Annotated in this window: 7 protein-coding genes and 1 pseudogene; 3 read left to right on the top strand and 5 right to left on the bottom strand. The window is 50.1% G+C overall.

Annotation, left to right across the window (positions count from 1 at the left end; genetic code table 11):
• The first annotated feature begins 286 nt into the window (after window positions 1-286).
• A complete protein-coding gene (locus FD09_RS08200; RefSeq protein ID WP_057820238.1) occupies window positions 287-1,054 on the top strand; it encodes a DeoR/GlpR family DNA-binding transcription regulator in 768 nt (255 codons plus the stop codon).
• Window positions 1,055-1,172: 118 nt separating this feature from the next.
• On the opposite strand, the gene FD09_RS08195 is transcribed toward FD09_RS08200, so the two are convergent.
• From FD09_RS08195 to FD09_RS08185, 4 genes are all read right to left on the bottom strand, one after another.
• Window positions 1,173-4,898: a KxYKxGKxW signal peptide domain-containing protein gene (locus FD09_RS08195; RefSeq protein ID WP_057820236.1), complete on the bottom strand. Its 3,726-nt coding sequence runs from the start codon at window positions 4,896-4,898 to the stop codon at window positions 1,173-1,175.
• Window positions 4,899-5,141: 243 nt separating this feature from the next.
• Window positions 5,142-6,839, bottom strand: coding sequence for an oleate hydratase (locus FD09_RS08190; RefSeq protein ID WP_057820235.1), 1,698 nt, complete (start codon window positions 6,837-6,839; stop codon window positions 5,142-5,144).
• A 19-nt stretch (window positions 6,840-6,858) separates the two neighbouring features.
• Window positions 6,859-6,999, bottom strand: a complete 141-nt coding sequence (locus tag FD09_RS16265; protein WP_157053730.1) for a methanol dehydrogenase — start codon at window positions 6,997-6,999, stop codon at window positions 6,859-6,861.
• Between the two features lie 178 nt (window positions 7,000-7,177).
• Window positions 7,178-7,732: a TetR/AcrR family transcriptional regulator gene (locus FD09_RS08185; RefSeq protein ID WP_057820234.1), complete on the bottom strand. Its 555-nt coding sequence runs from the start codon at window positions 7,730-7,732 to the stop codon at window positions 7,178-7,180.
• A 170-nt stretch (window positions 7,733-7,902) separates the two neighbouring features.
• Between FD09_RS08185 and FD09_RS08180 the strand changes: the two genes are divergently transcribed.
• The gene (locus tag FD09_RS08180) at window positions 7,903-9,555 is read left to right on the top strand and encodes an ABC transporter ATP-binding protein (protein ID WP_083487681.1); all 1,653 of its coding nucleotides are present in this window, start codon (window positions 7,903-7,905) and stop codon (window positions 9,553-9,555) included.
• Window positions 9,556-9,833: 278 nt separating this feature from the next.
• Here the strand turns inward: FD09_RS08180 and FD09_RS08175 are convergent, their stop codons facing one another.
• Complete coding sequence (locus tag FD09_RS08175) at window positions 9,834-11,714, bottom strand: beta-N-acetylhexosaminidase (RefSeq protein WP_057820232.1); 1,881 nt, start codon at window positions 11,712-11,714, stop codon at window positions 9,834-9,836.
• Window positions 11,715-11,934: 220 nt separating this feature from the next.
• Here FD09_RS08175 and FD09_RS08170 point away from each other — a divergent pair.
• Window positions 11,935-12,163, top strand: a pseudogene (locus FD09_RS08170) (hypothetical protein); the annotation flags it as partial.

Genomic DNA, 12,163 nt, shown 5'->3' with positions numbered 1-12,163 from the left:
TTAATGCCTATAATAAGGCGTTTTGAATTATTATGTTTGTAAAAACTGAGAAAAAATAGAATTTTACCACTGACATTTCTGCGTTGCTAATTGGTTGGCAAACAGCAATGTGAAATAAATTTCAATGCGTCATGAAGTGATATCCTTGCAACTCAGTCGATCAACTGTCGAGAATTCCATTAACCATTGCGCTACTGCTATTTGTTTGCTTGTGCATCTTTATGAGTTGTGCTAACTTGACATTGTTAACAATTTTGCACAAGCGTGAAAGGAAAGGGACAGCACCATGCTGAAGAGAGAACGACTATTGACGATTCGAGAGTTAGTGGATCGCAAAGGAATCGTCACAGTCACTGAGATTGGCGAGAACCTCGGGGTATCCGCCATGACCGTGCGCCGCGACCTAGATGAATTAGCCGGGGAGAACTTGCTGATTCGGATCCACGGCGGTGCACAAAGCAAACGCTATAACCAAATGACAGAACTGTCCCGAGTGGAAAAACGCAACCTACACGTGTCTGAAAAAACAGCCATCGCCAAGATTATTGGCAGTATGATTCATGACGGCGATACCGTGTACATCGGCCCGGGGACCACCAACGAGCTGGTGGCTGAATATATCACCGCCACGGATGTCCGGGTGATTACCAACAGCCTGCCCGTGTTCCAATCTTTTCAGTCCCGGGCAGATCATTTCTCGCTGCAACTGATTGGCGGTCGCTACCGGCCCCGATCAGGTGCCTTTATTGGCAGCCTAGCAAACGAAGTCTTGCGTCGTCTGCGCACGGACAAAGCCTTCGTCAGCGTGAATGGGCTGGACGAACAAGTATTGAGTAATGCCAATACTGAGGAAGGCGAAACCCAACGAATTGCGCTGACCAATGCGGGGCGGCGGTATGCCGTGGCCGACCACAGTAAGCTGAACCGGCGTGACTTCTATGGGTTCTATGATACGAGTCAACTGGACGGAATCGTGACTGATCCGCAGATTACCAATAATGACTATACGAAATACCGGCATTTGACTGCGGTGTTTTCGAAGCTGAAGAAATAACCTTCAAAATTTTCCGGAAGAAAAAACGAAGTCGGACTTTTCTCAGTCTGACTTCGTTTTTCTCATTGGTGAATAATTTAGGTGACCCTTTCACTCAGTTTTATCGGATAAAGAGTGATCAATCCCGACGTCGTTTACGATCCGTTACCATCCAGCCAAAGACCACGGACAAGGTGGCCAGTACCGCACCGGCGATCATCAGCCCTGTGCTGTTGTGCTCGCCCGTCTGGGGTAATGTGGCAAGACCCGCAGCGTTAGCAGACTGATGGCCTGGAAGCGTCGATAAGTTGTGCAGTGACCAGTGTGCACCAGCTGCCTGACTAGACTTGTTGGTCAGGTTGGACCACTGGCCGCTTTGGCCGCCTTCGTTGCCGGCGTGATCGCTAGTTTGCGAGTCACTCGTCGGTGTTTTTGCTGTACCAGGTGTCCCTGGCTTGCTCGGGGTCCCCGGTGTTCCGGGTGTACTTGGCGTACCGGGTTTACTCGGCGTGGTTGGTTTACCTGGCGTGACCGGCTTGCTAGGTGTGACTGGTTTGCTCGGAGTCACGGGTTTGCTTGGCGTAATTGGTTTGCTCGGAGTGACCGGCTTACTTGGCGTGAGCGGTGTACTCGGGGTGCTCGGCTGACTGGGCGTGATTGGCGGTGTCGGGGCTTTTGGTTGATTCAATGTCATCGTCGGTGCTTGAACCGTCGCCTCCGGCAGTTGCAGGTCTGGTTTCACCGTTGTGCCCGCTAGGTATGTTGGCCCATTGGTGTTTGCCCCGTCGACGACGGTAGGGCCAGGCACTGCCTTGGCCGTGCTATAGGAAGTGACCGGCGCTAACTTCATGGTGGGCGTGTTGAATCCATTCACGGTAGCGGCTTTAGTGGGCGTCGGGGTGGGAACTAACTGACTGTAATCCGTCTCAGGCAGGTAATAAAAGAACAAATAACCATTTTGCGATGAATCGCCGCTAAGCTTCAATCCGTTATTGATAAATTCTTGCTCTGCATCCGTACTCGTGAATGTATAGATCTGGTTTGTTGTTGTTCCATTCAAACTACCTGCTGCGTTGCTTGCTTGAAAAATCCCATAGCCTGCTAAATAATATGTTTTGCCATCCTTCGTATTCGTATAAGTGGGCTGGAGTGCGAAATCGGTCGCATTCCAATCCGGATCGGTCCATTGGCCCGCAAAAGCCTGTTTCAGGGCCGTCGTTGACAACTGATGAGCGGCTCTATCGTCGGTCACTGTATACTCCGCTGGGTATATGGTCTGTCCCTGAATGAAGCTTGCATCGTCATCGTCTGACTTCAAAACTTCATCCCAAGAACCTGACGAAAGAATCACATTTTCCATCAGTGTTTGTGTCTTGTTTTCGGTATAGTGATGCTGAGGTGCGATTGAACCATCGGTACTTAATATGTCGGGATCAGCCAAGGTTTTCAGAGCTTGCGCATTTTGTGTCGGATCAGCCGCCACACCGGCCAAAGTCTTAATCAGCTTCTGATATTGCACAGAAAAGCCATTCGTGCCCTCTAGACTGTTCTTTAAATCGTTAACATCCTTGGTTACGGTGGCCGCATCCGTGGGATCGCCTGTGCTAAGTTTATCCTTTGCATCAGTCACAGTGGCATTATAAGTGTTGACTGCATTGAGATAGGCATTGACCACGGACGTATAACTAGCCTTCGTGGCATCCTTGGCAATATCCGCATCCGAATTGAACGTCGTCTTACCGACCTGAACATTGTGATAAGTCTTGCCGTATTCCGCTGCACTAGGGGTACTGGTGATCGACGTCGTCGTGCCATTGATCGCATCAATATACGCGTAACCCTTCTTGGTGAGGTCATCGCCAGCATCATGCAGTTGCGGATAGAAGAATGCCCAGCGTTTATCGGCTTTAGCCTGATCGATCAACTTGTTCCATGTATCCACAGCTGTTTGCTGATCACCGGCGGCTTGATTAATTTGGTTAATCTTTGCTTGTAAGTTCTTAGCGGCGGTGCCAATCATTTGCGCCGCCTGAAACTGCTCATTGTTCTTTTGCATAATGGCCGCATTCATCGCCGGGACTGTATTCGCCCCAGCACCCGTAAAGTCATTTTGCAATTTTGTGACGCTGTCTTGGAATTGATTCCAATCATTGTTTGGATCAGTGACCGGCTGGACTGCTTGTCCGGTATTGTTGTCATAATCTTTGCGAGCAATTTGATAATTTGCAAGTGCACTCTGATAGGCGTCATTGTCGGTCTGGAACGCTTTGACAGCGATAGTTAAAGCATCCTGAGCATCCATAACGGCTTTTTGATGCGTCTGTAAATCTTTTTGCGTATCTTCATTACTCTGGCCATTGTTGACGCCATCCACTATCCCATTATATTGAACAACTGCATTTTGCCAATCCGCCACTGCATTGCCTAAGCCTGTATAGGTGCCCTCTGCCTGATCGTAAGCTTTGTTGGCCACTTCATATTGGTTGTGTGCATTATTCTGTGCGGCTGCCTTGGTGACCTCATCTTTAAACTGGTCATAATCCTTCTGTGATGGATTCTTAGTCGGATCGGCGGACGTAGCGGTGTTTGAATTCGTGTCCACCGGATTAACTTTTTGATTTGGATCCGTCGTGGTGTCGTTGTAAACCGTCACGTTGGTATTGTACGCAGTTAATGCGTCATCATAGGCATTCTTATAATCATCCAGTGTGTGGCCGGTGGTGTCTGGAGCGGTGACGGCGTGCTCGGTTGCTGCGGTATCGCCCTTGTTGGCACTATCCACAGCTTGCTTAATCGCAGTATTCAATTGATCCGCCGCCACCTGTAATTGCTTTTGAGCGGCCACTAATGCTTGGGCAGTCTCGTAATTGGCTTCCCCATTTTTAACTCTGGCCAGAATGGTGTTGACCTGGGCAGTATATGCATCGACTAGCTTGTTATAGTTGGCTAGCGTGGCGGTCTCGTCTTTGTCGCCAAGTTTAACCCCGGCGATGGCACTCGGTTGTGGCTGATTTGGCAAATTATTAAGGGCCGCTTCGTAAGCCGCCACGACATCAGCCGTCGTGACTTTGGTCCCAGTAAAATCATTGGCCGCCTTCGCCAGATCGTCCAGTGCAGCATTCACCTTCGTCAGCCAGGCTTGGTCACCGGGTTTTGGATCTTTCAGTAAGACTTGTAAGGTCGCGGCACTTTGATTGGCCTTGGCGGCGAGATTATTGGCGTGATCCGTTTTATCCTTAGCGGTTTGATAGTCATCATCGGCAGTCTTTTGGGAATCGGCTTTAGGATCGGTTTGGGCCGCGTCCTTATCGTCCACTGGCTTGGCAGATTCTTGGACTACTGTGTTAACTGGTGTATCCTTTTGTGCTGCCGCTTCTTTGGAGTCTGTCTTCGCTGGCGTATCCGTGAGCTGAGTTTGGTCAGGAGCTTTCGTCTTGGCAGAGTCCGCCGCAGTGTCGGCTTGAGCGGCCGATTGGGCAACAGTCGAATTGTCTTGTTCAGAACCTGTCTTGGTGCCTATATTGGCGGTCATTAATTTTTGCGGCGCTATCGGTGCAGCCACCGCCGCCTGGTTGGCGACCGCTGTATCCGTTGATTCTTTCTGTTCTTTAACTGGTGCCGCAGTTGACTGATTATCTTGAGTTTTGCTGATCGCAGGTTCGTGTGACCCTTGCTTTGTCACGATCACTCGATCGGCAACGGCTGGTTGCGTCGTCGCTGCCTGAATGGCCTGCGGCTTGCCGGCCAGTACAAAAAAGCTGACAGCGGCTAGGCTGGCAAATACCCAACGCTTCCCATCCTTGTACATTTTGTAGTGCAGTTTGACGTCTCGACTATGATGATCCTGATTACTATTTTTCAACATTCCCATTTCCCCCCAGAACGCTGGCTTAGTGATGTATATTGTAAGCAACCATACTGGATACTAATCCACAATATTACCTTATCATATCCATAAGAATATGATATGCCAACATCGATGAACAATTCTTGCATCTTTTGGTTTTTCTGATCGTTTGTTCGTGCCTTTGCCAATTGGTCTAGCGAAAAATGAGCAGACAAAAACACCGCTGTAATTTTGGCAGCGGTGTTGGTTTCAAGAGAAAAATTATTCAAACATTTTTTTGGTCGCGCGCAGCAGCGTCGGAATGTCCTTATCGTAACGCGGTGTCTTCACCAGATGGGACATGGGGATGCCCGCGAAGTGATACGCGGCAATCTCACCTGAACGGACAGCACTTTGTTCAGTAAAGACCATCTGGAACGGCTGCTCCGCGAATTCACCCGTAAAGGCTAAATTCGTGGAATGGGCTGGAATGACCAGCGGCCGGTCACTCTTAGCCCGATTATTGAACAACGCAGAGGCGTATGGCATGTGCACCGGGATATTGTTGATGATGCTGGCCAGAATGTCGTCCTCCTTGTCCTTAATATTATTCGGACCCGGATCGACCTTGGATAGTTGACCAATTAATTCTTGCGCCATTTCCTTACCGGTCATTTCAATATATGGCTTGTCGATGAATTCACCGTGCCGGCGCGGATACAGGAAGTAACCCCAGATGACGGATTCATTTGGCTTCTGCGTCGTGAAATGCGGTTGGTGGTGGACCACGATGGACATATTCACATCCGGTTGACCCAATGCGGTGATCGGTGTCGTGGACAGGAATGAGTTCAAGGCGTTACCCGGTTGCTGCGTGGTAATCCGGGCAATTTCGTCCAGCAACAAATGATTCTTGGTGGTCAGCGTGAAGCTAGTCCATTCGCTGGCATTGCGATCCGCAAAGAACTTATCTGGATTACCGACATTGTAGAAGCGTTCTGCGACTTTCTTCCACAGAGACGCTGCCGCACCATAATCCATATTTTCACCAGCGGGGGTATCGTAATCACCCATGGTGGTGGAGTCGGTGATGGATCCGTTGGTGAAGAGAACGGCGGTGTCGGCGGGTACATCGACATGTTCCGCTTCATCGGTTTCTGTATTCGTCATATGAATACCGGTAACCGTGATTTCGTCTTGCATCGGCGTATCTTTGAAGTCGAAGTCCGTGACCCGGCGATTTAAGACAATGTGGCAGCCTTGATCCTGTAAGTATTTGATCAACGGCAGCATGATGCTTTCGTACTGGTTATAACGCGTCCGGTTCACGCCGACCAGGTGCTCGATCTGAGTGAATTCATAAATCATCATGTGCATGTAACGACGTAATTCTTGCGCAGAACTTTGGATGCGGAAAGCAAAGGTAGTTTCCCACATGTACCAGAAGTTGGTTTGGAACATATGCGGATCGTCCTTGAAGTAATCGGCGATGGACACATTATCCAGCTTTTCTTCTTCAGAATCCGGCATCATGACCAATTTAGAAAGCAGTGCCCGGTCCATGTTGCTCAGACCCAAGTGGCCGCCGTTGATGATCCCTTTACCGCCCTGGAGCAAGCGGGCCTTGTCGAAGGTCCGGTGCTTAGCGTCAAAGTCGCGAGTATCTTCCGCTGCCGTCATACCCTCTTCAGTCACGCTGGGAATGCGATCCAGCAGATCCATCAGATCCACATACGTGCGGTAGTTCAGCATCCGGCCGCCCCGAGCCACATAACCCTTGGTGTTTTCCAGCGGATGATTCTTATTCCAGTATTCATCCGTTTGACCAGTCACTGGGGAACCATCATTACTGCCGTGGTCATCAAGGGAATAAAAGGTGATATTATCCCCGTCCCAATGGGCTTCTTGAATCAAGTACACCGCCGCAGCCATGTTGGCCAAGCCGGCACCGATCATGATTGCTTTTGTTTTTGTTGCCATTGAATGTCCCTGCTTTCTGCTAATCATTTTCCTGGCGCGGTTCAAATGGTGCATAGGCCGCTGCGTCATCACTGAATAATTCTGACTTTTTAGCTAAATAAGCCAAGCCGCCTACGATAGCGGCACCGAATACTAATCGGCAAAATGTTTTCTTCTTCATTTTGAAAGACTCCTTTCGGCTTTAAAAACGTATGCTGACACTTCTATGATACGCGCTTGCTCACGGTTCGCGCGATTTTTTTGAAACTGGTTACAACCGCTTCAACAACTTCATTCTAATACGCGAATATTGGTAAAAAATAGACAACCTTGGGCACTTGCCCAAAATTGTCACTTTCTTAATGTTGCTGACTGTTTTGCATCGCATTGCGGACACTGCCGTCCAACATAATTTCCGCCCGGTGGATCACATCAGCAGGGGCCTCCTGTAAGTCGTCTCGCAGCCACTGAATCACCTGCATCACCAAGGCCCAACCGTAAAAGTTGACGATGCTTTTTTCCAGAGCCGCCGGGGCGTGGGGATCGACATCTTCCACGACCCCCTTAACCATTTGGCTGGCCGCTGAGTAGAGAAAATTCTCAAGTAAATCCCGCGCCACCGAATGAAAGGTCTGCAGACAAAATTGCTGATTCGCCGCAATGTAATCCAGAATCAGAGAATAGGCCGTCTGCCAGCGATCAACTTTCAAATATCCCGCCAGCTGAGTGACCACTTCCTGCTCGTAAATCCAACCCAGCAAATCATAGATGTCCGTAAAGTGATAATAGAAGGTGTTACGGGTCACCTGCGCCCGCTTCGTCAACATTCCCACAGTGATGTGATCCACGGGGGTCGTTTGCATATATTCCTTTAACGCGTCTGCCAGGCGCCACTCGGTTTTTCCTTTGGCCATTTCGATTCACCTCATATGTCTATCATACCTGCTTGACCAGGTTGGTGGAAGAGCGGCCCAGTCCTGGTTCAGCGCGGGTCAAGACATTTTTAACATTCAATATGCATATCTGCAAACTCACCAGCATCCCCTCTCCATCCCCCGTATTCTTAATTTAACAACAAAAGGGGATGGCAATTATGTTCCATTACTTCAAAAAATTCTGGTTCAGCAACTTACTATACGTGTTCTTCGCTGCTGTTGAATCTGGTCTGACAATCATTTCTGCACTGTTGGCCGCCGCCGAGATCGACGCGCTGATCAAGTTTAACTTCAACGATTTCCTCAAATGGACATTATGGGACATCGCCACATTCGCGGTACTGCTGGTGGCCGATTACATTAACGGCGTGCAGCGAGCCAAGATCATGCAGAAAATGGACAGTGCCCTGCGGCTGGACATTGGGGAAAAGCTGAGTCGGCTGCGTTACGATCAATACCACGCCCATCAGGCCAGTGATTACAGCTCCTGGTTAAGCAATGACGTCAACCAGATCGAGACCCAAGGCTTTACCAACGTCTACAACATGCTGGATAGCATCCTCACCGCGATTTTTTCCATGATCACCTTGATCGCCCTGCACTGGACACTGGCCATTGCGACCTTGGGGTTCTCCGCCTTAATGATTGCCGTGCCGTTGCTGGTACAAAAGAAAATGGCCCAGACCAGCATGGCAGTCACGGAGAAAAATGCCGCATTTTTGCAGAAGGTCAATGACCATCTTAACGGGTTTGACACTCTGCTGGCATTAAATCATCGGGAGCGCTTGGTCCAAGCCATCAAACACGGTCAACAACCGCTGGCCACCGCAAAAGTGAAGCAGGCCAAAGTGCAAGTCATTGCCGGCGTGCTGGGAAACATCACGAATATTACCGCACAAAGCGGCATTATCTTTATCACCGGGATACTGGCACTACGCAAAATCGTCCCGGTGGGCATCATTATTTCGACCGGCAACCTGGCCTTCCGAGTATTTGGCACCTTGGCCAGCCTGGCCAGTATGATCGCCATGGTCCGCGGTACCAATGCCATCTTCAGCAAGTACAACAGCCTGCCCGTACCGCCTAAACAAGATGGTGCCGCCCTGGATGCACAGCTGCACAGCGGTTTAGTGCTGGCACATCTGACCGTCGCGTATGACGACCACGCCCCCATCATTCAAGACATGCAGCAACAGTTCAAACTGGGCGGCAAATACGCCATCGTCGGTCCCAGTGGCAGCGGCAAATCCACTTTATTCAACTTATTAGCCGGCAAGTTAACGAATTACAGCGGCTCCTTGACCTTGAATGGCCAAGAATACCACGATCTGAATACCACCGCGATCCGCGATCAAGTCATGTACCTGGACCAAATTCCCTACATCTTCTCCGGCACCGTCCGCGACAATCTGACGTTGGGTGATGACTACCCCGATGCCGCGCTGATCGATGCATTGAAACGAGCCGACTTATGGGACCAAGTACAGGCGTTACCCGATGGTCTAGATAACAGCGTCGGTGAAAACGGCCGCACATTCTCCGGCGGCCAACGCCAACGCTTAGCCTTAGCCCGCGGCTTCTTGCGGCATAAGCAAATCATCCTCATGGACGAAGGCACCGCCAGTCTAGATAAAGACCAGGCCCTAAAGATCGAAGAAACCCTACTCACCGATCCCAAATTGACCGTCCTGATGATCACCCACCAACTGTACCCAGAGATTCAAAAGCAATTAACTGCAGTGGTGACGATGAATCCTGTGCACACAAACATGGAAAACACGATAACCTTGGCCACGGCGTAGAAACGTCAAAAGGGTCGGAACGAAATTTTGCCTGATGTGCCGTGCCAATGCTCCGCAATCTCCGGCTGAATGGGCTGGAACGCTGTGACGGCGCTTTGAACCCGCTGAGGAGCGCGGTTTCAAAGTCACCTAACATCATACAATCTTGGCCAAGACCAGGCCAAGATTGTTGATGTTTCCACAGCTGAGCCCATTCAGCCTCCGATTGCTACGCATTGGCACTACATTCATCAGGATTCGAAATCTCGCTCCGGTCCTTTTGTGATTCAGTTTTAAATCTATACCCCACCTAATTTGCTAGCAGTGGTTATTTCTTCATACAAGCCATGACCCACACTGTTCTTAGTCACTTCACCCATCGGCAACTGCGGCTCATCCAGCTCCGCCAACGTGTCGACCCGCACATCAATCCACTGCTGCAGCCGCCATTGCACCGTGTCGATCCGGCTAAGTAAGCCACCATACCGCACATCCATGACTTCCCAGCCAAATGGACTGTCAAGATCAAACCAACAAGTCCGATGAGCATCCCGCAGCTTCACGATCGCACTATGCAGATCCGTCAGCGCAGACATCGCTTCACTCATTTCTTCCCGATTGTCTGTGGTATAGGCTTCTCGAATCGCCTGCATCAACGTCAATTTCAACACCAATACCCGAGCGAGTTGCGTATAGAATGCAAAAACATTCTGGGCTTGCGGATCAGCAAGCTTTTGTGCACTAATTGCCACCAATTTTTGCGACAGTTGGCGATAATGTCCCAGTAAATCGGTATGCTGCATATTGGCCCCATATAATGGACTGAGTAGGTCTTCGTAAAGAAGAATCTTGCTGGGATTAGCTGCATCCGGGTTGCCGGGGGTAAAGTCCGGCAGCTGATCAAATTCATTCAGGGTCAAATAATCGGCAGCCTGTTTCTCCTGATACCGGGTGAACGCATCCGCTAATTCAGTATCAGAGACAGCGGGATGATAGACCTGTTCCGCAAAGTTTTGAATCGCCAAGATTGCTGAGGCAAACGGTGTCTCACCGCCATCATCGCCCCACATGGTGGCATAGACAGTTTGCAAATGGGCCTGCTTGGCCGCCGCCATGCCGGCGTTCATGGTGGTCAGCGCTTTACCATAGTTCGGCGCAATCCCGTTCCAGGTCCAACAACCCACGGCCAGACTCACGGGACGACCGAGTTCCTGGTGTTTGGCAATCAGCTTGTCGTAAATATCCTGATCCGCATGGTAGTAGTCCCAGTACATCAAATCCACATCGGGAATTTGGTCCTTGAGTGTTTGTGAAAACTGAACTTTTGGATCGTAATAACCATAACCGGCTGCCTCAAACCACATGTCGCTCCACATGATCGGGTGCAGGCCCAACTCTTTAGTGATTTCGGTCACCTTGCGGACATGATGCAGCATGATTTCCGTACGATCCACCAAACCGTGGCGGTCTTGATACACGCCCCGCCCCAGTTCGTGGGCCTCGTCCATCCCGATGTGCACCTTCTTCGTGCGGAACGGTGCCATCGCCGCCTGAATAATGGTTCGTAAGAAATCATAAGTCTTCGGTTCATCCACCAGCAAAATGCCGGTAGTATCCCGAATGTCATGCATGAACGGCCACTTCATCAGATTGATTAGATGCGCCAGCGTCTGAATACACGGAATCACTTCAATTCCCAATGCGGCTCCGTAATCATCGATCTCTTTCAGCTCTTTTTGCGTTAGGCGGCCGCGTTGGTAACCCCAGTATGGATACGCCGGGACTTCGTACACATCTTCCATATACAGCAACGCCGAATTCAGTCCCAGTTGGGCACTGAGCGCCAACATATCCTTTACCCCCGCTGCGGTTAAAGCAGCGTTGCGGGACATGTCCATCATCAAGCCAGCTTCTTTGAATTCCACCGCCTCATTCAGATCCAACAGTGCGTGCTGCTTCACTGCATGGTGCAGCGCCGTCAGTCCCCGGAAGAAGGCCGCTTGGGTGGGATAACTAATGGAGCCGCTGGTGCCGTTGAAGTGCACGACTAAATGGTTATCTCCGGTTTGCTGCGTCCGAATGGAAATGCCTGCCAGCGTGTCTTCTAACTGCAGGCGTTTATTCATAATTTCGACCCCCGGCGCAAACGCAGCGGGTAAATCAATTAACTGCAATGCCATTTTGTCTCCTCCAAAATTTCACGATATTCCTCTGTACCGTACCTTGTTGGGCCAATAAATGCAACGTTTTCATCCAAAAACAGCGATTCCTCCCCCACTTCAACGCCTCGCTATAAGTGGGGGAGGAATCGCTGAGCTTTTGACTTGACTGTTCGCTATGGCAACCTGGTATGCTGGTTTCAGGGGATGAGAACGTACTTTCCCACTAAAGGAGGCCAGTATGCAAAACGCGCAAGTACTCAAAATGCAGATCAAGTTCGCGCCAGACGATACTGCGGGACCAGCAGCCATGCAGGAAACTATGAATCACTATCGTGATGCTTGTGATCTGATCAGCCAGCATGTCTTCGACCGGAATTTTAAGTTCAGCACCTTCTATCTCCACACCGTCTTCTATAAGAAGCTCACGGATAAGACGTCTAAACTGTATCTGAAAGCGCAAATGGCTC

Origin of the sequence: Schleiferilactobacillus perolens DSM 12744 (assembly GCF_001435585.1) — a bacterium.
Lineage (GTDB): Bacteria > Bacillota > Bacilli > Lactobacillales > Lactobacillaceae > Schleiferilactobacillus > Schleiferilactobacillus perolens.
The sequence above is the reverse complement of the archived record's forward strand: the minus strand, read 5'-3'. Positions and strand labels throughout refer to the sequence as shown.

Excerpts from the sequence above, each read along its gene's own strand:
- FD09_RS08175 (WP_057820232.1), bottom strand. The coding sequence starts at position 11,714 with ATGGCATTGCAGTTAATTGATTTACCCGCTGCGTTTGCGCCGGGGGTC.
- FD09_RS08180 (WP_083487681.1), top strand. The coding sequence starts at position 7,903 with ATGGCAATTATGTTCCATTACTTCAAAAAATTCTGGTTCAGCAACTTA.
- FD09_RS08185 (WP_057820234.1), bottom strand. The coding sequence starts at position 7,732 with ATGGCCAAAGGAAAAACCGAGTGGCGCCTGGCAGACGCGTTAAAGGAA.
- FD09_RS08200 (WP_057820238.1), top strand. The coding sequence starts at position 287 with ATGCTGAAGAGAGAACGACTATTGACGATTCGAGAGTTAGTGGATCGC.
- FD09_RS16265 (WP_157053730.1), bottom strand. The coding sequence starts at position 6,999 with ATGAAGAAGAAAACATTTTGCCGATTAGTATTCGGTGCCGCTATCGTA.
- FD09_RS08195 (WP_057820236.1), bottom strand. The coding sequence starts at position 4,898 with ATGTTGAAAAATAGTAATCAGGATCATCATAGTCGAGACGTCAAACTG.
- FD09_RS08190 (WP_057820235.1), bottom strand. The coding sequence starts at position 6,839 with ATGGCAACAAAAACAAAAGCAATCATGATCGGTGCCGGCTTGGCCAAC.